The following is a 22,207-nucleotide window of genomic DNA, read 5'->3' on the forward strand; positions in this document are numbered from 1 at the left end:
AGCCGGAAATCGAATGCAACGAACACCCGCCAATAGCGGTGCTGGTGTCAGCTTCAGCCGATTACCTTGCGCACGACTTCAATGAGCTTCTGCGGATCGAAGGGCTTGACCAGCCACCCCGTCGCACCGGCCGCGCGGCCTTGCGATTTCATGGCATCGGAGGACTCGGTGGTCAGCATCAGGATTGGCGTCGAGGCGTATTGTGGGATACCGCGCAAACTCTTGATCAGGGTCAGGCCATCCATGCGCGGCATATTCTGGTCAGTCAGCACCAGGTTGACGCTTTTGGCCTTGGCCTTGTCCAGCCCATCCATCCCGTCTACCGCCTCGATCACCTCATATCCGGCACTCTTCAAGGTAAAGGAGACCATTTGACGAATGGACGCCGAGTCATCTACTGCAAGTATGGTTTTAGCCATGTTTTCCTCTAGTGCACATCAGAACAACTCGACATCACCGCTGGCGCTGCCGGATTGCCTGACAGGATTGTTATCCATGCCCTTTTTCAGGGCCCTTAATTTTGCGACAGCGGATCGACGTGTGCACGCAAGCCCGTCTGTTTCTGCAGCGTAGCGATCAGGCTGCTCAAGTCGCGCCGGGCACTTGCCATTACCCACTCCGCCTCGAGCGCCTACAACTAACCTGCGGTTCCCTTGCCGACATTGGGCAACTTCAGCCCTTCCGGCACCGCCTCCTCGTTGGGAACCTCGGACTCCGGCCCTTCTTCCTGGAGGATCGCCATTTCTGTTTTCTGGTTCAGCACGACAATACTGATCCGCCGGTTCACCGAATTCAGCGGATCATTTTTATCAAACAGCACGGTCGAGGCCAATCCGACCACCCGCAACACCTTACTGTCATCCATACCGCCCAGCACAAGCTCGCGTCGCGATGCGTTGGCACGGTTGGCCGAGAGCTCCCAATTGGAAAAGCCACGTTCGCCACCGGCAAATTGTGCGGCATCGGTATGCCCGGCCAGACTGACGCGATTGCTGACGCCATTGAGGGCCTTGCCGATCTGGCGCAGGATATCCCGCGTGTACGGTTTGAGATCGGCGCTGCTCGAATCGAACATTGGTCGGTTCTGCTCATCGACGATCTGGATGCGCAAGCCCTCGGACGTGATGTCGAGCAGCATCTGCTTCTTGAACTGGGCTAGTTGCGGGCTCTGTTCGATCATTTTTTCGATATCGGCCTTCAACAGCTCCAGACGCTCCCGTTCCTTGCGCCGGAACTCAGCCTGCGCCTCCTTGGAGAAGGAGGTTGCCTTCTTTGCTTCAACATCCCCCTTCTTGACCTGCCCGGATTGCCGGGTCAGATCCTTGCCGCCGCCCTGGAGTACGCTGGTCGCATCGCCCGAGCCCGCCCCCCCTTGCTGGGACAGCTTGAGCGGGTTCTGGAAGAAGTCGGCAATGCCCTGCAAATCGCCCTTGGCGGTCGAGCCGAGCAACCACATCAGCAGGAAGAAGGCCATCATCGCCGTCACGAAGTCGGCATAGGCGATCTTCCAGGCGCCACCGTGCGCCCCGCCTGCAACGACCTTCTTGCGCTTGATGATTATCGGGCGTGTCGAATCGTCGCTCATCTCTCAAACCTGATCATTGGCAACTTAATCACTTACCCTTGCGCGCCTTGAGTTCCTCCTCCAGTTCACGGAAGCTCGGACGCGAGTGGGAGTCCAGGGTCTTGCGACCGAACTCGATCGCCACCTGGGGAGCGTAGCCGGACATCGAGGCCAGCAGGACCATCTTGATGCACTTGTAGATGGTCGAACTTTCGTGCGCCTTTTGTTCGATCAGCTTGGCGATCGGCTCAACAAAGCCATACGCAATGAGAATACCGAGGAAAGTACCGACCAGCGCCCCACCGATCATTTTCCCCAGTACGGCAGGCGGCTGGCCAACGGAACCCATCACGTTGACCACCCCCATAACCGCAACGACGATACCGAAAGCCGGCGTCGCACCGGCAATGTTCGACACTACATGCCCCGGCTCAGCCCCCTCGTGGTGATGGATTTCCAGTTCGACATCCATCAGGCTCTCGATCTCGACCGTGTTGAGATTGCCACCGACCATCATGCGCAGGTAATCGGTCGTAAACTCCATGATGTGGTGGTCATGAACGAGCGCTGGGTACTTGCTGAAAATCGGGCTGGCCTCGGGATTCTCGATATCCCCTTCGATGGACATCAAACCTTCCTTGCGAACCTTCGCCAGAATCTCGAAAAGCATCGCCAAGGCATCAATATAGAAGGCTTTATTGTATTTGGAGCCCTTGACCACGCCAGCGACGGCAGCAACCGTCGCCTTGATCACCTTCATATCATTGGCGGCAACGAAGTAGCCAATCACCAGGCCAACGATTGCCACGTACTCGGTTGGCACCCACAAAGCGAGCAGGCTGCCGTGAATGGCGTAGGTGCCCAGCGCCGCTGCCAGAATGATGACATAACCGATGATTAGAAACATGTAGAACCCCTGAGTGCGCCTAACTGGCAGTGGCGCAGATACGCATACTTATTTTGTGTTCGCTATTGTAGCCACAGGCTCCGCCGTAGTGCAAAGGAAGACGCAGCCGCCGCCTGCTTATCACCCCTCTTTCCCGCAGATGGACAGTGATAAACTTAAGTTCATTGCCTTCGACAGGAATTCGCGTGATCCGATTCTGCAACCGCTGCGGCGCCGATGTCTCGTTTATCGTACCGGCAGGCGACTCACTTCCCAGATACGTATGCAATAGTTGCGGCCATATCCACTACGAAAACCCGCGCCTTGTTGTCGGCTGTGTAGCGACCTGGGAAGAACGCATCCTGATTTGCCGACGGGCCATCGAGCCGCAACTCGGCTTCTGGACCTTGCCGGCCGGCTTCATGGAAAATGGTGAAACCACCGCTGAAGCCGCAACCCGGGAGACCATGGAGGAAGCGGGCGCAAAAATCATCGTGGACGCCCCCTTTGCCATGGTCAGCATTGCCCACATCAACCAGGTACATCTGTTCTATCGCGGCCACCTCGCCTCACCGAACTATGCGGCAGGCGAGGAAAGCCTGGAAGTCGCCTTGGTCAGCGCCGATGAGATTCCCTGGAACGAACTGGCTTTTCGCAGCGTAAGGCATTGCCTGGAGCGCTTTCTCGAAGATCGTGCGAACGGCCGCTTCCAATTCCACGAAACTGCACTGACCCCGTTGCCCAGCACGCCTTGATCACTCGTCAAGGGAATAACGCACCGGCAGGCTTACGCTAACCGCCTTGCCGCGCAACGACTCGGGCAGCGAGGCGGCGAGCACAGCCTGGCCGATCATCTCCAGCGCCTGACGATCCAGAATCTCATGGCCGGAGCTTTTGCCCAGGGAAACCAGAGGCAAAGCCCCGGGCAGCGGAATGCTGATGGTGACGGTCACCACCCCCTCCCAGTTACGCTCACGGGCCAGCGCCGGATAGCGTTTATAGCGCCGCGCCTCTTTGGCCAGCGCCAGACGATACTGACGCAGACCATCGGCATCAATGACATCTGTCGGCACAGCTGCGATCGTTTGTGCAGTAGGGGCTGGCCCCCCACCATCCTTGGCTGACGAAACAGAATGCACTGCTGCGGTGGACGGTACATTTGCAGCCAAAACCGGCGCCTCGGAACGTGAGTTTTCACGCGCTGGCCCAATGATTCTCTCCCGCCTATCCGTGACAACTTTCGGAACGGGCCGCTCCTGCACCGAATGAGCCGGCGCCTCTGGCACCGCCGCTTTCGAGAGAACAGCCTCCAGCGCCTTGGGTGCGGCAGCACTCAGCGGTGCCAACGGCAACGCCATGCCCCGCAAGCCAAAAAAAAACAGCAGATGCAGAAGCAGCGAGACAATCAGGGAGCGCAGCAACATAGTCCCGATTATTCGCTAATTCGAAGTCCAAAAAAACAACCCCCACCAGAAATACATGGTGGGGGAAATTCCGCTCGAAAGCGGAGGACGCCGCAAGGGCTTATTTACCGAGCTTGCGGGACTCTTCTTCCATCTTGCTGGAATAGAGTTTGCCCATCACGCCCCCGATCACCAGAACGCCAACAATGACGACCAGGCTCATCAGACCGATATCGCTACTAAACAACAGTTCCCATGCCATGTGCCACCTCCCAGTAACAAAATAAAACTACTTATTAGCCCTGGCCGTCAGGCTCAGTGGCTCCTCTGAATCAGCCAGCCAGTCGCCCTGCAAGCGCCACTGACCAGCGGGATCCTCAATCGACACCAACCAGCGCCCAGCGACATCTGCACTCAGCTTTCCGGTGTACAAACCCTGTCCGTCAGAAGTCAGTTCGATCAACTGATCCTGCCCGGCTCGAGTCGGATGGGCGAGCTTCAAGGTGATCGTCGATGGCAGCCCGGCATCGCCGTCTGCACGAAGCAGCAGGCGAAGATTCAAGCCTGCACGCATCACGTCACCATGCAACCCCAGGCTGCTCGCCTGATGGTCACGCTTAAGGGTCTGATTTACCGCCAACCCCTGCTTGTAATAGTCATCGGTCACCAGACCGTCGTTGCTGACCACGGCCAGCCATGTGGTGACCACACCGGCAACGATCACGATTGCCGGACCAGCCATCAACAGCCAGGGCCAGCGCTCCTTGTACCAAGGCTTGTTGCTTGTACGCAGTGTCATTGCATTACTCATGTCAGGGCATCAGGAAAGAGGCCTTCTCATGAACCGCGATGGCATCGTGATTCAAGGCCTTGATATCAAAATAAATCGTGTTGGCACCTTTCTTCCCGGACTCTGGCGGCACCCGCACAACAATGGTTACTTCGTGATTTTCCGCACTGTCCACCGCAACGATTCGCTCGCCGACAATCTCTATCCCATCCATCCCCTCCACCGACAGCGCATAACGCTTGGGCTCCTCAGTGGTATTCATCACCTTCAGGTTATAGACGTTTTCAATCCGGCCATCATCCGCCTCCCGGGCGAGAATCGAACGGTCGCGGATGACATCGACCTTTAACGGCACGCGCGAAGCCAACGACCAGGCCGAGGCCACGATAATGCCAAGCAGAATGAGCGTGTACAGCAGAATACGTGGCCGGACCACATGCGCAACGACATCCTTGGGCGAAAAATGCTTGGCCAGTGCATTTTCGGTCGTATAACGAATCAGGCCGCGCGGCAAGCCCACCTTTTCCATTACCGGGTCGCAGGCATCGATACAGGCGCCGCAACCGATACATTCGTACTGAATACCGTTGCGAATATCGATACCGGTCGGACAAACCGCCACACAAAGACCGCAATCAACACAATCACCGACACGCCCAGCCGTCGCATCAGCACTCTTCTTTCGCGCCCCACGCGGCTCACCACGCTCGGGATCGTAGGTAATAACCAGCGTATCAGGATCAAACATCACCCCCTGGAAACGCGCGTAGGGGCACATGTACTTGCACACCTGCTCGCGCAGGAAACCAGCCTGCATGTAGCAGAAGCCACCGTAGAACAGGATCCAGAAAAGCTCCCAGCCGGAAAAATCAAACGGCAGGGCCGCCAACAACTCCCGCATCGGCGTGAAGTAGGCCACCAACGTAAAGCCGGTCCAGATCGAAATCAGCAACCAAACGGCGTGCTTGCTCGCCTTCAGACGAAGTTTGCGTGCCGTCAGAGGCCCTTTGTCGAGTTTCTGTCTGGCCGAGCGATCACCCTCGATACGGTTCTCCACCCACATGAAAATCTCGGAGTAAACCGTTTGCGGACAGGCGTAACCACAGAAAAGACGACCGGCAACCGCAGTAAACAGAAAGAGAGCATAGGCTGAAATAATCAGCAGCAGCGCCAGATAGAAAACATCCTGCGGCCACAGCACCAGGCCAAACAGGTAAAACTTGCGCTCCACCAGATGGAAAAGGACTGCCTGGCGATCATTCCACAGCAACCACGGCGTGCCGTAAAAAAGAATCTGGGTGAACCAGACGAAAACCCAGCGCCAAGTATTCCACCACCCCTTGACGTCGCGAATGTAAATCTTCTTATGCTTTTCATAAAAAGACACCGCAGCCGGAGGATCTGATTTCTTGGAGTTGAGTTCGCTAGGTTCCATGCACTTGACCGTATCGGTAGCAAAATTACGCTGAGGAGCTGTTTGTAGGCAGCAAGCAAACGTAATTTTGGTACAGATCAGACACTAACAATGTTGCCAGATAAGAAAAACGGGGCGGCGAACCGCCCCGCTTCGACAAACGATATTACTTGGTGCCCTGGCTCAGGCTGAGCACATAAGCAGACAGCAGATGAATCTTGGCATCGCCGAGGAACTCCTTCCAAGCCGGCATCTTGTTCTGACGGCCGTTGGTGATCGTTTCGGTGATGGTGGCTTCGGAAGAACCGTACAACCAGACCTTGTCGGTCAGGTTCGGGGCGCCTAGAGCCTGCATGCCCTTGCCATCCGGACCATGACAGCCAATACAACCGGACGATGCAAAAGCTTCCTTGCCCTTGCCGGCACGCACCGAGTCGTTCGGCAGACCGGACAGCGAACGGACGAAGTTCGCCAGATCCTTGATGGTATCCGCACCGAGGTGTGCATGCGGTGGCATCATGCCCATACGGCCGTTGTTGATGGTTTCCTTGAGCTGCTCAGGTTCGCCACCGTACAGCCAGTCGCTATCGGCCAGGTTCGGGAAGCCCTTGGCACCACGCGCATCGGCACCGTGACACTGCATGCAGTAGGTCAGGTACAGACGCTTACCCATTTCCATGGCCTGCTTGTCGCCAGCCACAGCCTTCAGATCCATGGCCATGTACTTGTCGAACAACGGCTTGACGGTGGCATCCATCTTCTCGACTTCAGTCTTGTGCTGGCCTACAGCAGTCCAACCCAGCATACCCTTGAAGTTACCCAGCCCCGGATAAAGCGCCAAATAAACCAAGGCAAAGATCACGGTGATGACAAACAACCAACTCCACCACTTGGGCATCGGGTTGTTGTACTCCTCCAGGGTCTCGTCCCAGACATGGCCCATGGTCTTGCCGGGCGTGAAGGTCGCTTTGCCCTGAACGATCAGCAATACGGCGCAGGCAAGAATACTCGCCACGACGATCACAATCACGTACAGGTTCCAAAAATCGCTAACGAAATCGCTCATTTGCTTTCCTTTATTTCAGCGCTGGTGCGACGTTGTTGACGCCGCACCTTCGTCATCATGCTCTGCGAACGGCAGGTTGGCAGCTTCATCAAACCCCTTTTTGCTGCCCCTGGCATAAGCCCACGCAACAATCCCGAGGAAGCAGAGCAGCCCCAGAACCGTCGTGATGGAACGCAGATCGTTGATGTCCATGGCTATTACTTGGTGTTCTTCAGAGCCGTACCCATACCCTGCAGGTAGGCAATCAGAACGTCCATTTCGGTCATGTCGCCGATCGCCGCCTTGGCACCCTTGATTTCTTCATCAGAGTAGGTCGGGATACCGCGAGCATTCGCGTAGCCACGCATGATTTGCATCTTCTTCTCGATGTCGGCACCAACCGAATCCTTGGCCTTGGTGTTTGCCAGGAAGGCAAAGGCAGGCATGTTGGATTCCGGCACCACGTCACGCGGATTCATCAGGTGGGCACGCTGCCATTCGTCGGAGTAACGGCCACCGACACGATGAAGGTCCGGACCGGTACGCTTGGAACCCCATTGGAACGGGTGGTCATAAACGTATTCGCCGGCAACGGAGTAATGGCCGTAACGCTCGGTTTCTGCACGGAACGGACGAATCATCTGCGAGTGGCAAAGGAAGCAGCCTTCACGGATATATACGTCACGGCCGGCCAGACTGGCCGCACTGTAGGGCTTCAGACCTTCAACCGGCGTCGTGGTCGACTTCTGGAAGAAGAGCGGAACGATTTCGAGCAGGCCGCCCCAAATCACGGTGAGCAGCGTCAGGACGATGAGCAATCCAACGCTTTTTTCAATTTGCTCGTGCTTGATCATTATTATCTCTCCCCAATCAGGCGTGATGAGCGGCAGGAACAACCACCGGCACATCCTTCACTTTGCTGCCGGCAATGGTCTTGAACATGTTGTAAGCCATGATCAGCATGCCCGTCAGGAACAGGACGCCACCCAACCAGCGAATTGCCCAGAACGGATAGGAACCCTTGACCGACTCAACAAAGCTGTAAGCCAGCGTGCCGTCGGTATTCACCGCACGCCACATCAGACCCTGCATCACACCGGCGATCCACATCGAGGCGATGTAAAGCACGGTACCAATGGTGGCGATCCAGAAGTGAACCGTAACCAGCTTGGTGCTGAACATTTCCTGCTTGCCGAACAGGCGGGGCAGCAGATAGTAGATGGAACCGATGGATACCATGGCAACCCAGCCGAGAGCACCGGAGTGCACGTGACCAACCGTCCAGTCCGTATAGTGCGACAGCGCATTGACCGTCTTGATCGACATCATCGGGCCTTCGAAGGTAGACATACCGTAGAAAGACAGGGAGGTGATCAGGAACTTCAGAACGGGATCATCGCGCAGTTTGTGCCAGGCGCCAGACAACGTCATGATGCCGTTGATCATGCCACCCCAGGAGGGAGCCAGCAGAATCAGCGAGAAAACCATACCGACCGACTGCGTCCAGTCCGGCAGCGCAGTGTAGTGCAGGTGGTGCGGGCCAGCCCACATGTAGGTAAAGATCAGCGCCCAGAAGTGGACAACGGACAGACGGTAGGAGTAAACCGGGCGGCCTGCCTGCTTCGGAACGAAGTAGTACATCATGCCCAGGAAGCCGGCGGTCAGGAAGAAACCCACCGCGTTATGACCATACCACCACTGAATCATTGCATCCTGTACGCCGGAGTAGGCAGAGTAGGATTTGGTTAGCGAAACCGGCACGGCGGCACTGTTAACCAGGTGCAACAGGGCTACGGCGATAATGAAAGCACCGAAGAACCAGTTGGCAACGTAGATGTGGGAAACGGTACGCTTGGCGATGGTGCCAAAGAAAACCAGCGCGTAGGAAACCCAGACCAGCGTGATCAGGATGTCGATCGGCCATTCCAGTTCAGCATATTCCTTGCCGGATGTAATGCCGAGCGGCAGGGTAATCGCAGCCAGAAGAATGATGATTTGCCAGCCCCAGAACGTGAAGGGAACCAGCGGGCCGCCCCAAAGGCGGGCGTGACTGGTACGCTGAACGCACCAGTAAGATGTGGCAAACAATGCACAGCCACCAAAAGCAAAAATAACCGCATTGGTGTGCAACGGACGAAGACGTCCAAAATGCAGCCAGGGGCCAATATTCAGCTCCGGCCACACAAGTTGCGCAGCAATGATGACACCGACAAGCATGCCGACGATGCCCCAGATGACAGTCATGACGGCGAATTGCCGTACGACCTTATCGTTGTATGTGGTTTGCGTTCCAGACATGAACCCACCTCTCGTTAATGAAAAACAGAATGTCCACCTCCCTGAACCCAAGGCGGCGCATAAAAGCGGATGGTATTCTAGATTAATAGCGGGGTTTTGACCTAGATCAATCTACCGATTATCTAGCCGGAAATAGTCCTAAATACCTAGCATTGGCGCCATTTTCGCGCTTCGCGTGGACAAAAAAAGGGTGCGTCGTAACGCACCCCAACCCCAACAGAGAATTTTTGCCAGGCACTCGCCTCGCATGACCGGAATAATGCCCGGCCATCGGATCCGAAGCGTTGACGCAGGTCAAATCTTCTCCCTATTGTTGTCGTCTGACTGAGTGGCATTTTGCGCTGGAGGCGGGCGCTCATCGTCGTCCATCAAGACCCGAAAGCCCGGCCCCTCGAGATCATCGAACTGGCCGCTACGCACCGACCACCAGAAAGCAAGGGCGATACCGAAAACCAGGATGACCGAAATCGGAATCAGCAGGTAGATACTTTCCATCAATCTTTCTCCAGGCGCTGAATGCGCAGGGAATTGAGCACAACCAGCAGAGAACTGGCCGACATGCCGATCCCCGCCAGCCAAGGCGTTACATAGCCGGCAATGGCCAACGGCAACGCGACAAAATTGTACGCAAAGGACCACCACAGGTTTTGCCGAATGATGAGCAAGGTCCGCCGCGCCCGGCGCAAGCCGTGGCGCAGGTGATCGAGATTTTCGGAGAGCAGCACAAAATCGGATTGCGTCCGGGCCAGCTGCGCACCACCGCCCATAGCAATCGAAACCTGGGCCTGCGCCAGCACCGGCGCATCATTGACCCCATCGCCAACCATCGCCACCACCGCCCCGGTCGCCTGCAACTCCTTGACACAAGCATACTTGCCCTGCGGAGTAACTCCTGCCCGAACGTCGTCAATCCCCAACTCGCCAGCCACTCGCCGGGCAACCGACGGCGCATCGCCGGTTAATAACAACACATGCCGGCCAGCGGCACGCAATTCGTGAACTAGAGCCTTCGACTCGGGACGCAGTTCGTCGCCGATCCGGAAAAGGGCAAGACAGCCATGACTATCGGCGAGTATCACCACGGTTTCGCCGCTTTCCAGCCAGTCAACCGCAGCACTCGGCAGCGAGACCCCGGACAGCGCCAGCGCATAGCCCGGTCGGCCAATCCGGAACTTCCGGCCATCAATCAGCGCCTCGACGCCCTGCCCTGGCTCGCTGAGTACCTGCTCCGCGACCGGCAGATTGCTCCCGGCCGCCTGACGCAGCGCGGCAGCCACCGGATGTTCAGAGGATTGCTCAAGGGCAGCTGCGATCGCGACACATTCTAGCTCGCTCAGGTCCGCCGTCGCCTGCACGCCGCAAAGATGCATCCGCCCACTGGTCAAGGTCCCGGTCTTGTCGAAGACAAAATGGGTCGCCCGCGCCAGTGTCTCAATGGCATGCCCACGCGTCACCAGCAGACCATCCTTAGCCAGCGCACCAGCCGAAACCGTCAGTGCGATCGGTGTCGCCAACGACAAGGCACAAGGGCATGTCACCACCAGCACCGAAACCGTGATCCACAAGGCCTTGGCCGGATCAACGAAATACCACCCCGTGGCAACCAAAACAGCAATCAGCAACAAGACCGCAACAAATATGCTGGCGATGCGATCGGCCATTTCAACAATGCGCGGCTTTTCGGTCGCGGCCCGCTCCATCAACTGAATGATGGCCGACAAGCGAGTTCCGTCGCCGACCTGCTCGACGCGAACTACCAGCGGGCTTTCAGCATTGATCGAACCACCGGTCACCGGATCGCCCGGCACCTTGGCCACCGGTCTGCTTTCACCGGTCAGCAAGGCCTCGTTGGCACAACTGACGCCCTCAACAATCCGGCCGTCCGCCGGTACGACATCGCCGGCCCGTACCAAGACGTAATCCCCGGGCAGCAAATCGGCCACGACACGCTGCTCGGTGCCGCGGTCGACCGGGAAATTGGGCATTTTTTGGGCAAAGGCCGGCAACAGTTTGGCCAACGCCTCGGTGACACCCAAAGCCTTCTGGCGGGCGTTCATCTCCAGATAACGCCCACCAAGCAGGAAAAAGACAAACATCGTTACCGAATCGAAATACACTTCGCCGGACTGGACAAGCGTTGCCCACAGGCTGGCGACGAAAGCCGCCCCCACCCCGAGCGCCACCGGCACGTCCATGCCGACCCGACGCAACTTGAGATCGCGCCAGGCATTGCGGAAAAACGGCGCCGACGAATAGAAAATTACTGGTAGCGTCAGCAGCAGGCTGGCCCAGCGCATCAGGCTTTCGATATCGGCCGTCATGTCGCCGTTGGCGATATACACCGGGTAGGCGTACATCATCACCTGCATCATGCCAAAACCAGCTACCCACAGGCGCCACATCGCTTCGCGCCGCTCCTTGCGGGAAATCTCCTCATTCTTGGCGGCATCGTAAGGATAGGCGCGGTAACCGATGGCGGCGATCGCTCCCAGGATATCGGACAGCTTGATCTGCGCTTCATCCCAGCGAACGCGGGCCCGACGCGTTGCATAATTGATATTGACGGCGGTTACGCCCTTCAGCTTGCCGACATGCTGTTCGTTGAGCCAGATGCAGGCGGCACAGGTGATGCCCTCGAGCAACAGCGAAGCTTCGCGCTCGCTCTCGCCCAGCGCCTTGACGAAACTCTTCTGGAAATCGACATGATCGTAGAGCGCCAACTGCTCGAGGATCGCCGGCATCGCCTCACGCGGCGACTCGGGCAGCGCATCACGGCTCCGGTAATAGTCCGCCAGACCGTTGTCGACAATCGACTGCGCCACTGCCTGGCAGCCATAGCAGCACATGGCACGCGGCAGACCGGCCACCGTGACCGGTAAATCAACATCGTCAGGGATCGGTTGGCCGCAGTGGTAGCAGGAGTCTTCAGACATGCAAATAAAAAAGGCACCGAAGTGCCTTTTTGGTCAATGGCGGAGCCGCAGTATAGATTATTTGACCCCCATCCGGATGGCACCATCCAGACGAATAACCTCACCATTCAAATAGCTATTCTCGGCAATGTGCTTGACCAGCGCGGCATACTCGGCCGGCTTGCCCATCCGCGAAGGAAAGGGAACCATCTTGCCCAGCGATTCCTGCACTTCAGCCGGCATGCCGAGCAGCATCGGCGTTTCCATGATGCCTGGCGCGATGGTGACGCAGCGAATGCCGCTGCGCGACAGTTCGCGCGCCACCGGCAGCGTCAAAGCGACAATCCCGCCCTTCGAAGCGGCATAGGCCGCCTGCCCCAATTGACCTTCATAGGCTGCAACCGACGCGGTATTGACGATCACACCACGCTCGCCGCCGGCATCCGGCTCACCCTTCATCATCGCCTCAGCCACCAGGCGGATCATGTTGAAGGTGCCGACCAGATTGATATTGATGACCTTGGCAAAGCTTTCCAGGCGGTGCGGTCCTTCCTTGCCGACCACTTTTTCAGCCGGCGCCACACCGGCGCAATTGACCAGGCCATGCAGGCCGCCAAAGCTGGAAATTGCCGTCTGCACCGCGTTGACCGCAGAACTCTCGCTCGCCACATCGGTTTCGACAAATTTTGCGCCGCCACCCAACTCTGCCGCCAGCTTTTCTCCGGCCTCGCGGTTCAAATCAGCCAGCACTACTTTTGCGCCAGCCTCTACCAGCGTCCGCGCCGTCGCTGCGCCCAAACCCGAACCGGCACCGGTGACCAGAAAGACCTTATCCTTTACCTGCATAGCTGCTATCTCCTTCTCTCTCTTCGAAAAAACCTCAAAAAAGAACCCTTTCTCCAGACGGTAGCGTATGGAGAAAAACATCATCTTAACCCGAGCAGGCAAGGCATACATAGCCACATGAAAAATGACGGATGGCAATTCAGCCTCCCGCCAACTAAAGTGAAGGTGTACGGAAAACACCACACTTCAGACTGGAGGCAATTGCCATGTCGATATTCGATTCCCCGATCGCCCGCTGCGAAGCGGTCCGCGAAATGGTTCTGACCGACGAAACCCAGGCCGAATGCGCTCGCGAACACGACTGCGCACCGGGTCAAGTCTGCCCGCTATGCGGATACTTCAGCGAAACCAGCGGCCTCACCGAGACCCCGCCGCCCACAGCCAAGCCATCGTGCTGAGCCGCAGGACACAATCGGGAGTGATATGATGTCTGGGCAAGCCACACCCCGCCAAACCGCATAGCCACCCGATACTCACGCTGCTAATGGACGATACAGAGAGACAAACCGTACTGGTCATCGATCGCTCTGCAGCCCATCGCACCCTGATTTGCGAATGCTTGGCCCAGCTTCCTGAAATTCGCCCCTTGGGTGCCGCCACCGGTGCCGAAGCTTTTCGCTTGTACCAGCGCCACGCCCCCAGCATGGTCCTGCTCGACATTGCGCTGCACGACACCGATGGTATCGCCTTGGCCAAGGAAATACGCAACCTGGAATCGAGCCTCGGTCATTCCGGCCTCGCCAACTGGACCCCCATCATCTTCCTCTCCACCGTTCAGGATGAAGAGCAACTGGCTCAAGGCATCCTCGCCGGCGGCGACGATTTCCTCTACAAGCCGATTTCGGAAGTTGTCCTACTAGCCAAGGTACGCGCCATGTTGCGCATCGCCGGCATGCAAAAGGCAGTACACGAGGCGCACCGCAAACTTAAGGAAACCTCCCTGCTCGACGGGCTGACCAACATTCCAAACCGCCGCCACTTCGACGAAACGCTGGCCATTGAATGGAAACGCTGCATCCGCCAGGAAAGTCCGTTAAGCATCATCATTGGCGACGTCGATTTCTTCAAGCAATTCAACGATCTCTACGGCCACCAGGCGGGCGACACCTGCTTGCGCGCCGTGGCTGGCGCCCTCAACGAATCGCTATTTCGGGTCGAAGATACCGTGGCCCGCTACGGCGGTGAGGAGTTTGCCGCCATCCTGCCCGGCACGGACAGTCATGGCGCCCTCGCCGTTGCCGAACGCATGCGGCGCTCAGCACGCGAACTGGGAATTCCACACGAACAAGGGGTTGGTGGGCTGGTCAGCTGCAGCTTTGGCATCGCCACCGGCCTCCCCTCCACCGACCTGGCACCTCACCAGTTGCTACAGGCTGCCGACAGTAAGCTCTACGGCGCCAAACGCGCCGGGCGCAACCGGGTTGCCCTCGATCTGGACGCCATCTTCGCCTGCCCCCCCCGCCAAAAGCTCAACTAGTGGCGGGCCGTATCAATCAGCCGATAGGAAGCGAGGTCGCCATCGATCAGGCGAACGCCTTCAACATACACCCGCGGCACAGGATTTTCCTGGACGACCTTGCCATAGCTCCGCAGCACTTCCTGAACATATCCCCGGGTTTCCGGATAGGGCGGGATTGCATTCCCGAAGCGACGCACCGCCCCTTCCCCCGCGTTATACGCGGCAAGCGCCAAGGACACATTGTCAAAGCGATCAAGCAGATGGCGAAGGTAAGTCGTCCCCGCCTTCAAATTACTCTCCGGCTGCTCCAAGTCGCTCACCCCAAAGCGGCGGCCGGTCGCCGGCATGACCTGCATCAGCCCGACAGCTCCCTTCGGCGAGACAGCCTCCGGCCGATAGGCTGATTCGGCCTTGATCACCGCATGCACCAAGGCCGGATCGAGCCCCCGAGCGGCGGCATGCCGCTCAATCATCGGCGACAGACCCTGTGCCGCCCCTGATTTCACTTTCGGCGACGACGCATCGGAAACAATCCGGTACTCCGAACGCTGAATCTCAAGACGAAAAGGGCTGGCTTCAGGCAATCTCTTTTGAACCGGCATACGCGCCCCCAAAGGCGGCGCCTGCCGAGCATTTTCAAGTGCGGCCAACGGATGCAAAACGACCTGCACGGCCAGCAGGAAAGCGGCCAGCGATACTTCGCGGCCAATCCGGCTCACCGGGAAAGCCCGCCCCTGGCAGCCACACTCAATAAGCACTCGCATCCTTGAAGACCAGCAGGACGGTACGCACAATGATGTAGATATCCAGATGCGGCGACCAGTTACGCAGATATTCCAGGTCGTAATCAATACGCGCCTGCATCTTGTCCAGCGTTTCCGTTTCGCCACGATAGCCATTGACCTGCGCCCAACCGGTAATACCCGGCTTGACCTTGTGACGCACCATGTAGCCCTTGATCAGCTTGCGGTACATCTCGTTGTGGGCAACCGCATGGGGGCGTGGCCCGACAATGCTCATCCGCCCCTGCAAGACGTTGAGGAACTGCGGCAACTCATCCAGCGAAGTTTTGCGCAGAACCGCACCAACCCGGGTGATCCGTGCATCACCCTTGCGCGCCTGGGGAACATTCGGGCCATCCTCGCAAACCGTCATCGAGCGGAATTTGTAGACCATGATCTCCTTGCCATCCAGACCATAGCGCCGCTGCTTGAAGATGATCGGTCCCGGCGAACTCGTTTTGACCAGCGCGGCCACGACGAGCAGCACCGGAGAAATCAGCAGCAGAATCAGCAGCGAGAGCACAATGTCGCTGACCCGCTTGACGATACCGTTCAGACCGGAGAATGGCGTATCGCAAACGGCCACCACCGGCACCCGACCAACTGCATCCATCCGCGCCTGAATCAGGTCAGTGACAAAGATATCCGGGACAAAATAGACCGATGCCGTTGTATCGTTCAGCGACTCGAGCAGCGAAAGGATACGGGGCTGCGTCGCCATCGGCAGCGCCAGATAGATGATGTCGATCTCGTTCTCCTTGACGTAGTTCGCCACGTCAGAGAAGCGACCGATCAGTCGACCATGACCGATATCCAGGCGCTCGATCAAGCGGTCATCAAAGTAACCGTCGAGTTTGATGCCCTGCATCGGATGTGCGTCGATTTCGCCCGCCAGATGGCGGCCCAGTTCGTTACATCCGACAACCACTGCACGCTTGGGAAAACCACTTGCCGCAAGCACGGCCGGCGTCACAAAGCGAAATAAAAAATGGCTGAACAGCTGCGCCGTCGGCGCCATCCACAACCAATTGAGCAAGACCTCTTCTGGGAAAAGCGCATAGAGGCCAGTTGCCAGGCCGAAAAATATCAACAACGCGGCAATGCCCAACCAACTCAGGACAACCTCGCGAATACTGCCCAGCACGCTCTCCTGAATCAGGCTCTTACCGGGAAAGGTCAGCGAAAAAACGAGCACGCCAAGCACCGCATAGTGCGCATACTGATCATCGCGAAACCAAAGCATCAGGCCGAACAAGGTGGCAAGCACCGACACCGGATCAACGAGCGACTCGAAAAGCCGGAAAAGCGCCCCACCAACACGCTCCATGCCCAAAAATGGACGGTTAGCAGTGACTCCACCAAATCTGGACGAAGAGAGTATGTTCATGGAATTAAATAGAAAATATTTCCCGGTTGGCATCAGTTCGATTGTATACCAACTCTAATGTCATGCTGCAAAGCAGCATTGCGAAACATTGTGAAATATTTAATGCTAAAGAAGAGCGATGAATTGATAATATGCTGACACACTGAAAAGGTAGCAAAAAACACCAATGGCATCGCTCGACACCGCCTTCGACCCCGATCTTGTCGTCAGAATCATGCGGAACTCCTTGTCCATACAGAGCCATTTTCAACTCCTGCTCTGGCTACAAGGAGACTTCCAGGAAGCCATCCCACATGATGTTCTTATTTCTTTCAGCGGCGCAATCGGCGGCGAGACATATCACTACGATATCGTTTCTGCGATTCCCGGAATACGTACAGCAAAATTGCCGCACAGCAGCATACGTGACTTCAGAGCCGGGGTTCATCAGCACTGGTCGGAAGGTGGCGGCCGAGTAACTTCAGCCTCAATTTCAGAGGGTTGCGGCAGTAATCTTGATGTTTCAGAGCTACACACTGAATTACGTCAGATGAAACATATTTTATTCCATGCAATTCCTGACACGCGATTCAACGCAGATCACCTGTATATCCTGCTGCGGCATGACCAAGGATTTTCGGACCATGAAAGAAAGCTCTTCGAGCTTGTCCTCCCACACGTCGACGCCGCCGTCCGGAAAATCGATGGTTTACCGGTATTCGAACCCGACCAAGTCGCAGCCCCGACCCTGCTCAACTCTCTGATCAAGGCCGGCCTGACCACTCGTGAACTCGAGATTCTGGAGTGGGTACGCAGTGGCAAGACCAATATCGAGATCGGCATGATCCTCGACATCAGTTCCTTCACCGTCAAGAACCACCTGCAGCGGATTTACAAGAAGATAAACGTCAGCAACCGCGCCCAAGCGGTTGGCAAACTAGAAGACATTGCCAGCAATGGGCTTCCTGAAATGGCAAACGATTACAACTGAAAGCAATCGCCCTGGCTTAGCGGCGGCACCAAACCGCACGTAGGGTAGCTGCGGCAAGAACACTGAGTAGCCCCGCCAGCCAGTCACCAAGCCCAGGCTCACGGCCCGGCAAAACGAGCTGATGCAACTCATCCGCCGCTGAAATCAGTAGCGGAATACATAGCGCCAGCCATAGCGGCATTACCAGCGCACTGTCCAGCACAAGAAACAGGATCGCAAAAGCCACGGCATGGGTCAGCTTGTCGAAAGGCGGCGGAACAATACCCACCGCAAATGGCTGTGCCCCCAGCACAAACAAGGCGGCGACACCGAGTATTGCCACCACAAGCCAGAAGCGGCTGCGCACCCAGACAGGATGCGCAGCCATCGATTTAGCGTCCGTAACGATCTTCGAAGCGAACGATATCGTCTTCACCCAGATAGCTGCCGGACTGCACCTCGATCATCTCGAGCGGCAATTTTCCAGGATTTTCAAGGCGATGCAGCGTACCAAGTGGAATGTAGGTGGATTCGTTTTCCGAAACCAGCAGCGACTCCTCGCCCCGGGTCACCCGCGCCGTACCGGAAACCACGATCCAGTGCTCGGCGCGATGGTGATGCATTTGCAGCGAGAGACTGGCACCAGGATTCACCACAATGCGCTTGACCTGAAAACGCGGTCCGGCATCGATACTGTCGTAATAGCCCCACGGGCGGTACACCTTCCGATGGGCAGCAAATTCGGTGCGCGAATCAGCTTTCAGCCGGCCAACGATGTCCTTGACCTTCTGGATCTGCTTGCGGTCGGCCACCAGCAAGGCATCCGGCGTTTCAACGACGACCACATCCTTCAAGCCGATACAGGCAATCAGACGACTATCGCCAACCACCAGGGTATCGCTCGTATCCAGTGCCAGCACATCGCCCATCAGCACATTTCCGTCGGCATCATGGGCACCTATCTCCCACAGCGCGCTCCACGCCCCGACATCCGACCAGTTTGCTGCCAACGGCACCACGGCGACCTCACCGGTGTTTTTTTCCAGGCCGGCCAAGCGCTCCATCACGGCATAGTCGATCGAATCGGACGGGCAAGCTGCAAAAGCCGCCTTGTCCGGACGCAGAAAATCGTTATCTTGCTGCCGGCCTTCAAAAGCCTTCAGGCAAGCCGCTGCAATATCGGGACGACATTGCTCCATCTTGCTCAGCCAGGTCGAGGCCTTGATTGCAAAGATGCCACCGTTCCATAAATACTGACCCGAGGCCAGATATTGCTCAGCAGTCGCCTGATCGGGTTTTTCGACAAACTGCTGTACCAGACGGGCATCTCCCTCCAACTCGCCGAGGCGGATGTAGCCGTAACCTGTCTCCGGCGCATTCGGTTCGATGCCGAAAGTGACCAGTTTGCCCGCCTCGGCCAATTGGGCAGCTTTGGCTACAGCTTGGCGGAATGCGTTTTCATCGAGAATGACGTGATCCGCCGGCATCACCAGCATCACCGGATCCTCGCCTCCCGCCTGAGCGGCCAGCGCCGCCAGCGACAAGGCGGGGGCAGTATTACGGCCACAGGGTTCAAGCACCAGCGGTGCATGCGGTATGCCGACCTGACGCAATTGCTCGGCGATCAGGAAACGATATTCGTCATTACCAACCAACAAGGGGGTGGCCAGACGATCCCCCGCCCCCAGGGCCATGCCATTCAAGCGCAAGGCGGTGGCCTGCAGCATCGTGTGCTCACCGGTCAGCTTAAGCAGTTGCTTGGGATACTGCTCGCGGGAAAGCGGCCAGAGCCGGGAACCGGAACCACCGCAAAGAATGACGGGCTGAAGAATCATGATGGAATAAATGCCTGCAAAAATCGAACAATCGCTAGCGTAGCCGAAGGACGCGCAACTGGCACGAGCTAAGGCTTAGCAAATTATAAAAACCTTACCGATTTCGTGAAAATCGGCACCCGAAAGCAATATAAAAAGCCGCCCGAAGGCGGCTGTTTACACAAGAGCACTAAATCAGATGCTCTTCCGACGACGACGTGCCACCGCACCAACAATACCAAGGCCAGCCAGGAACATGGCATACGACTCGGGTTCCGGCACCGGTGCCAGATTCCCGTACAGGCTGTACAAACCACCACCGGATGGAGCTGCCCCCTTGATGGTCAGCGTATAACTGCCTACGCCGAGGCTGGTTGCACTGAAGGTCGCGGCATTGCCGGTATAGCTGACATTCAGACCGGGACCGGTCAGTGAAAGCTCGCTGAAATTCAGTGCCTGAACGGTAACGAAACCGAAATCGAGATCCCGGGAGCCGACACCACCGACCAACGATGACAGGCTAGTTACATTAAAGGTAAAGCTATCTTCAAAGGTGTTGCTGGAAACCTGGAAGAGACCCGGGGCACCTTGAGGCAGCGCATAGGTGCTGGCATTGGCAGCACACGCAGCAGTCAGTGCAGTAACTGCAAGCAGCGACTTGAAAGCGACAGGCATTTTCATGGTGGAACCCCTCAAAATAAATTACAGGTTCATAGTAATGGCATACCCGGAAGGCAAAAATAGCCCGAATGGACTAAGCGAAACGTCATACTGCAATGCAGCACAAAAATGCATAATCATTAGCCACAATAGATCTACGGGTGCTGCAAAGCAGCATTAGCAGTCAACCCCGGGCATCGCCCCAGCGCAACTTGCAGCGATCATCACCAACGTAAGTCGTCTCGCCAGCCCGATCTACGCAATAGCGTGGCGAAACGATCATTTCCGAAAACTCCATACCCTCGCCGATCCGGGTGTACTCGAACAACACGCTACGAATCACCTTGGCTCCCTTGCGCAGGTGGCTACCATGGCCGATCCAGGCCGGGCCGATCACCGAGCAACCCGGTTCGATCTTGACGCTCGAACCGATATAAACCGGCCCGACGATCTTCGAGCTATCCCAGTTAATCGACGTATTCGGGCCAACCCAAACGCCCGGCTTGATCTCCTTGCCCGGCATATCCATCTCAGCCACTTCGCCGCGCAGCACGCGCTGCAGCACCGACCAATAGTCGGTTACCCGACCGATGTCGATCCAGTTGAAAAAGCGGCTCTGGGCGTAAAACGGAAAGCCTTTCTCGGCCAGCAACGGAAAGAGCTGGCTGCCGATATCGAACTCGACACCGGAGGGCACCAGATCCAACACCTGCGGCTCAAAAATATAGATACCGGTACTGGCCAGATTGGACTTGGCCTCGGCCGGCTTCGGCTTTTCCTGGAAGGACTCGATCTTGCCATCGTCATCGGCCACCACGATGCCGTAGTTCTGCACCTGCTCGTTCGGCACCTCCAGCGTCACCACACTGGCCAGCGCGCCCTTGCTGCGGTGTTCGAACAAGGCGGCACCGATATCGAGGTCGATGATTGCATCGCCACAAATGACCAACGTCGTTTCATCAAAGAAACCGCTGAAGTCCTGAATGGCCTTCATGCCGCCAGCGGAACCCTTGGGCTTGGGAATGATGTCGCCGTGATCGGCCACGCCCTCGTAGGAATAGCCGATGCTGGCGCCCCAACGACGGCCATCGCCGAAATACTCTTCGATTTTTTTATGGTGATAGGCCACATTGACCATGATCTCGGTAATACCGTATCGGACCAGATGTTCGATCAGGTATTCCATGACCGGCTTGCCGAGAATCGGCACCATCGGTTTCGGCCAGTCCTTCGTCAACGGGCGGACCCGCGTCCCCTGGCCGGCGGCCAGAATCATCCCTTTTGCCACAGCCCTACTCCATAACAGCCAAAAAAAAGCCGCCCGAAGGCGGCATCCTGCTGCCTGATCCTGAAGATCAGACGTTCTTGCGGCGCTTGGCAATCATGCCAATGATGCCCAGACCAGCCAGGAACATGGCGTAGGTTTCCGGTTCGGGAACCGGGGCCATGCTGACCGACGGGGTGCCCGAGGTTGCCCAATTGACGCCATTCGGGCCACTCCAAGTACCGATGAAGCTCAACGTGTAAGCTGCACCGGAAGACAGGGAGCTAAAGGTCTTGACGAAGGAACCCGAGGTCACGCCGGCGATATCACCAGTCACGGCATCACCGAGATTATTCTTGTTGAAAATAATCTGGTTGGTAATGCTGTCGGTCAGCGTCAGCGAGTACTTGCCATCAACTTCGGTAGACCAGCCCTTTTTGGCATTGGCGGAAATCAGATCTTCCCAGGAGAGCAGGAAGGAAGCAGTGGAGGAAGTCGCCGTGAAGTTCAGCGTGGCGATATCCTGAAACGATGCCGCCTGAGCAACGCCCGGCAGAGCAGCAGCAAAAGCAAGCGCAAGCAATGTCTTTTTCATGACATACCCATTGGAAGTTAATGACAACGGGAAGGTAACAATAAAGCCCCGGGTGACCAATAGTCTGAACAGACTAACGGGCTCTCGACAACCCGCTCAAAGCCTCCGCCAGCAAGGGAAGCGCTGATTAAATCCGGCA

25 protein-coding genes are annotated in these 22,207 nt (G+C 57.0%); 4 read left to right on the forward strand and 21 right to left on the reverse strand.

Annotated elements, in window-relative coordinates; all coding sequences use genetic code 11:
- Nucleotides 1-53: 53 nt before the first annotated feature.
- From GH663_RS14720 to motA, 3 genes are all read right to left on the reverse strand, one after another.
- Nucleotides 54-419: a response regulator gene (locus tag GH663_RS14720; RefSeq protein WP_066884208.1), complete on the reverse strand. Its 366-nt coding sequence runs from the start codon at nucleotides 417-419 to the stop codon at nucleotides 54-56.
- A gap of 218 nt (nucleotides 420-637) precedes the next feature.
- Nucleotides 638-1,585 carry a flagellar motor protein MotB gene (motB, locus tag GH663_RS14725; RefSeq protein ID WP_066884210.1) on the reverse strand — a complete coding sequence of 316 codons (948 nt, stop codon included), beginning with the start codon at nucleotides 1,583-1,585 and terminating at the stop codon, nucleotides 638-640.
- A gap of 28 nt (nucleotides 1,586-1,613) precedes the next feature.
- Complete coding sequence (gene motA, locus GH663_RS14730; protein WP_153132466.1) at nucleotides 1,614-2,471, reverse strand: flagellar motor stator protein MotA; 858 nt, start codon at nucleotides 2,469-2,471, stop codon at nucleotides 1,614-1,616.
- Nucleotides 2,472-2,659: 188 nt separating this feature from the next.
- Between motA and GH663_RS14735 the strand changes: the two genes are divergently transcribed.
- Entirely contained in the window at nucleotides 2,660-3,205 is a 546-nt protein-coding gene (locus GH663_RS14735) for an NUDIX hydrolase (protein WP_153132526.1), read from the forward strand.
- Here GH663_RS14735 and GH663_RS14740 read toward each other — a convergent pair whose 3' ends face one another.
- The 11 genes from GH663_RS14740 to GH663_RS14790 all read right to left on the reverse strand — a co-directional run bounded on the left by GH663_RS14740 (nucleotide 3,206) and on the right by GH663_RS14790 (nucleotide 13,158).
- Nucleotides 3,206-3,874, reverse strand: coding sequence for an energy transducer TonB (locus GH663_RS14740; RefSeq protein ID WP_153132467.1), 669 nt, complete (start codon nucleotides 3,872-3,874; stop codon nucleotides 3,206-3,208).
- 100 nt (nucleotides 3,875-3,974) lie between these two features.
- On the reverse strand, nucleotides 3,975-4,115 hold the full coding sequence (locus GH663_RS14745) for a DUF3149 domain-containing protein (RefSeq protein ID WP_153132468.1): 141 nt from the start codon (nucleotides 4,113-4,115) through the stop codon (nucleotides 3,975-3,977).
- Nucleotides 4,116-4,142: 27 nt separating this feature from the next.
- Nucleotides 4,143-4,652, reverse strand: coding sequence for a FixH family protein (locus tag GH663_RS14750; RefSeq protein WP_246181598.1), 510 nt, complete (start codon nucleotides 4,650-4,652; stop codon nucleotides 4,143-4,145).
- A gap of 13 nt (nucleotides 4,653-4,665) precedes the next feature.
- Entirely contained in the window at nucleotides 4,666-6,078 is a 1,413-nt protein-coding gene (gene ccoG / locus GH663_RS14755) for a cytochrome c oxidase accessory protein CcoG (protein WP_153132470.1), read from the reverse strand.
- Nucleotides 6,079-6,223: 145 nt separating this feature from the next.
- The gene (ccoP, locus tag GH663_RS14760) at nucleotides 6,224-7,123 is read right to left on the reverse strand and encodes a cytochrome-c oxidase, cbb3-type subunit III (protein ID WP_153132471.1); all 900 of its coding nucleotides are present in this window, start codon (nucleotides 7,121-7,123) and stop codon (nucleotides 6,224-6,226) included.
- A 15-nt stretch (nucleotides 7,124-7,138) separates the two neighbouring features.
- A complete protein-coding gene (locus GH663_RS14765) occupies nucleotides 7,139-7,315 on the reverse strand; it encodes a CcoQ/FixQ family Cbb3-type cytochrome c oxidase assembly chaperone (RefSeq protein WP_066884223.1) in 177 nt (58 codons plus the stop codon).
- Nucleotides 7,316-7,320: 5 nt separating this feature from the next.
- The gene (ccoO, locus tag GH663_RS14770; RefSeq protein WP_153132527.1) at nucleotides 7,321-7,962 is read right to left on the reverse strand and encodes a cytochrome-c oxidase, cbb3-type subunit II; all 642 of its coding nucleotides are present in this window, start codon (nucleotides 7,960-7,962) and stop codon (nucleotides 7,321-7,323) included.
- 10 nt (nucleotides 7,963-7,972) lie between these two features.
- Nucleotides 7,973-9,400 carry a cytochrome-c oxidase, cbb3-type subunit I gene (gene ccoN / locus GH663_RS14775; RefSeq protein WP_066884228.1) on the reverse strand — a complete coding sequence of 476 codons (1,428 nt, stop codon included), beginning with the start codon at nucleotides 9,398-9,400 and terminating at the stop codon, nucleotides 7,973-7,975.
- A gap of 294 nt (nucleotides 9,401-9,694) precedes the next feature.
- A complete protein-coding gene (ccoS, locus tag GH663_RS14780; protein ID WP_153132472.1) occupies nucleotides 9,695-9,895 on the reverse strand; it encodes a cbb3-type cytochrome oxidase assembly protein CcoS in 201 nt (66 codons plus the stop codon).
- Nucleotides 9,895-12,333, reverse strand: coding sequence for a heavy metal translocating P-type ATPase (locus GH663_RS14785; RefSeq protein WP_153132473.1), 2,439 nt, complete (start codon nucleotides 12,331-12,333; stop codon nucleotides 9,895-9,897). Before GH663_RS14785 ends, ccoS begins: the two co-directional genes overlap by 1 nt.
- 57 nt (nucleotides 12,334-12,390) lie before the next feature.
- Entirely contained in the window at nucleotides 12,391-13,158 is a 768-nt protein-coding gene (locus GH663_RS14790) for a 3-hydroxyacyl-CoA dehydrogenase (protein WP_153132528.1), read from the reverse strand.
- Nucleotides 13,159-13,364: 206 nt separating this feature from the next.
- On the opposite strand from GH663_RS14790, the gene GH663_RS14795 reads away from it, so the two are divergent.
- Together GH663_RS14795 and GH663_RS14800 are read left to right on the forward strand one after the other, a co-directional pair.
- Nucleotides 13,365-13,556, forward strand: a complete 192-nt coding sequence (locus GH663_RS14795) for a hypothetical protein (RefSeq protein WP_153132474.1) — start codon at nucleotides 13,365-13,367, stop codon at nucleotides 13,554-13,556.
- An 86-nt stretch (nucleotides 13,557-13,642) separates the two neighbouring features.
- Nucleotides 13,643-14,635, forward strand: coding sequence for a diguanylate cyclase (locus GH663_RS14800; RefSeq protein ID WP_153132475.1), 993 nt, complete (start codon nucleotides 13,643-13,645; stop codon nucleotides 14,633-14,635).
- On the opposite strand, the gene GH663_RS14805 is transcribed toward GH663_RS14800, so the two are convergent.
- Nucleotides 14,632-15,336, reverse strand: coding sequence for a lytic transglycosylase domain-containing protein (locus tag GH663_RS14805; protein ID WP_246181600.1), 705 nt, complete (start codon nucleotides 15,334-15,336; stop codon nucleotides 14,632-14,634). The genes GH663_RS14800 and GH663_RS14805 overlap by 4 nt on opposite strands.
- Before the next feature lie 28 nt (nucleotides 15,337-15,364).
- Nucleotides 15,365-16,786: an undecaprenyl-phosphate glucose phosphotransferase gene (locus GH663_RS14810; RefSeq protein WP_246181601.1), complete on the reverse strand. Its 1,422-nt coding sequence runs from the start codon at nucleotides 16,784-16,786 to the stop codon at nucleotides 15,365-15,367.
- A gap of 166 nt (nucleotides 16,787-16,952) precedes the next feature.
- On the opposite strand from GH663_RS14810, the gene epsA reads away from it, so the two are divergent.
- On the forward strand, nucleotides 16,953-17,756 hold the full coding sequence (gene epsA, locus GH663_RS14815; protein ID WP_083518421.1) for an XrtB/PEP-CTERM-associated transcriptional regulator EpsA: 804 nt from the start codon (nucleotides 16,953-16,955) through the stop codon (nucleotides 17,754-17,756).
- Nucleotides 17,757-17,772: 16 nt separating this feature from the next.
- Here the strand turns inward: epsA and GH663_RS14820 are convergent, their stop codons facing one another.
- The 5 genes from GH663_RS14820 to GH663_RS14840 all read right to left on the reverse strand — a co-directional run bounded on the left by GH663_RS14820 (nucleotide 17,773) and on the right by GH663_RS14840 (nucleotide 22,068).
- The gene (locus GH663_RS14820; RefSeq protein ID WP_170291433.1) at nucleotides 17,773-18,123 is read right to left on the reverse strand and encodes a VanZ family protein; all 351 of its coding nucleotides are present in this window, start codon (nucleotides 18,121-18,123) and stop codon (nucleotides 17,773-17,775) included.
- Nucleotides 18,124-18,127: 4 nt separating this feature from the next.
- Nucleotides 18,128-19,570: a mannose-1-phosphate guanylyltransferase/mannose-6-phosphate isomerase gene (locus GH663_RS14825; protein WP_153132477.1), complete on the reverse strand. Its 1,443-nt coding sequence runs from the start codon at nucleotides 19,568-19,570 to the stop codon at nucleotides 18,128-18,130.
- 174 nt (nucleotides 19,571-19,744) lie between these two features.
- A complete protein-coding gene (locus GH663_RS14830) occupies nucleotides 19,745-20,230 on the reverse strand; it encodes an FxDxF family PEP-CTERM protein (protein ID WP_153132478.1) in 486 nt (161 codons plus the stop codon).
- Between the two features lie 163 nt (nucleotides 20,231-20,393).
- Nucleotides 20,394-21,497, reverse strand: coding sequence for a nucleotidyltransferase family protein (locus GH663_RS14835; protein ID WP_211371164.1), 1,104 nt, complete (start codon nucleotides 21,495-21,497; stop codon nucleotides 20,394-20,396).
- Between the two features lie 67 nt (nucleotides 21,498-21,564).
- Nucleotides 21,565-22,068 carry an FxDxF family PEP-CTERM protein gene (locus GH663_RS14840; RefSeq protein ID WP_083518422.1) on the reverse strand — a complete coding sequence of 168 codons (504 nt, stop codon included), beginning with the start codon at nucleotides 22,066-22,068 and terminating at the stop codon, nucleotides 21,565-21,567.
- Between the last annotated feature and the right edge of the window lie 139 nt (nucleotides 22,069-22,207).

This window comes from Dechloromonas hortensis, from assembly GCF_009469765.1.
GTDB classification, from domain to species: Bacteria; Pseudomonadota; Gammaproteobacteria; order Burkholderiales; family Rhodocyclaceae; genus Azonexus; species Azonexus hortensis.

Coding starts and splice junctions, on each gene's coding strand:
- GH663_RS14750 (WP_246181598.1), bottom strand. CDS start 4,652: ATGACACTGCGTACAAGCAACAAGCCTTGGTACAAGGAGCGCTGGCCC.
- GH663_RS14790 (WP_153132528.1), bottom strand. CDS start 13,158: ATGCAGGTAAAGGATAAGGTCTTTCTGGTCACCGGTGCCGGTTCGGGT.
- GH663_RS14740 (WP_153132467.1), bottom strand. CDS start 3,874: ATGTTGCTGCGCTCCCTGATTGTCTCGCTGCTTCTGCATCTGCTGTTT.
- motB (WP_066884210.1), bottom strand. CDS start 1,585: ATGAGCGACGATTCGACACGCCCGATAATCATCAAGCGCAAGAAGGTC.
- GH663_RS14820 (WP_170291433.1), bottom strand. CDS start 18,123: ATGGCTGCGCATCCTGTCTGGGTGCGCAGCCGCTTCTGGCTTGTGGTG.
- GH663_RS14795 (WP_153132474.1), top strand. CDS start 13,365: ATGTCGATATTCGATTCCCCGATCGCCCGCTGCGAAGCGGTCCGCGAA.
- ccoN (WP_066884228.1), bottom strand. CDS start 9,400: ATGTCTGGAACGCAAACCACATACAACGATAAGGTCGTACGGCAATTC.
- epsA (WP_083518421.1), top strand. CDS start 16,953: ATGGCATCGCTCGACACCGCCTTCGACCCCGATCTTGTCGTCAGAATC.
- GH663_RS14830 (WP_153132478.1), bottom strand. CDS start 20,230: ATGAAAATGCCTGTCGCTTTCAAGTCGCTGCTTGCAGTTACTGCACTG.
- GH663_RS14745 (WP_153132468.1), bottom strand. CDS start 4,115: ATGGCATGGGAACTGTTGTTTAGTAGCGATATCGGTCTGATGAGCCTG.
- motA (WP_153132466.1), bottom strand. CDS start 2,471: ATGTTTCTAATCATCGGTTATGTCATCATTCTGGCAGCGGCGCTGGGC.
- GH663_RS14800 (WP_153132475.1), top strand. CDS start 13,643: ATGGACGATACAGAGAGACAAACCGTACTGGTCATCGATCGCTCTGCA.
- GH663_RS14765 (WP_066884223.1), bottom strand. CDS start 7,315: ATGGACATCAACGATCTGCGTTCCATCACGACGGTTCTGGGGCTGCTC.
- GH663_RS14840 (WP_083518422.1), bottom strand. CDS start 22,068: ATGAAAAAGACATTGCTTGCGCTTGCTTTTGCTGCTGCTCTGCCGGGC.
- GH663_RS14810 (WP_246181601.1), bottom strand. CDS start 16,786: ATGAACATACTCTCTTCGTCCAGATTTGGTGGAGTCACTGCTAACCGT.
- GH663_RS14825 (WP_153132477.1), bottom strand. CDS start 19,570: ATGATTCTTCAGCCCGTCATTCTTTGCGGTGGTTCCGGTTCCCGGCTC.
- GH663_RS14720 (WP_066884208.1), bottom strand. CDS start 419: ATGGCTAAAACCATACTTGCAGTAGATGACTCGGCGTCCATTCGTCAA.
- ccoP (WP_153132471.1), bottom strand. CDS start 7,123: ATGAGCGATTTCGTTAGCGATTTTTGGAACCTGTACGTGATTGTGATC.
- GH663_RS14785 (WP_153132473.1), bottom strand. CDS start 12,333: ATGTCTGAAGACTCCTGCTACCACTGCGGCCAACCGATCCCTGACGAT.
- ccoS (WP_153132472.1), bottom strand. CDS start 9,895: ATGGAAAGTATCTACCTGCTGATTCCGATTTCGGTCATCCTGGTTTTC.
- ccoG (WP_153132470.1), bottom strand. CDS start 6,078: ATGGAACCTAGCGAACTCAACTCCAAGAAATCAGATCCTCCGGCTGCG.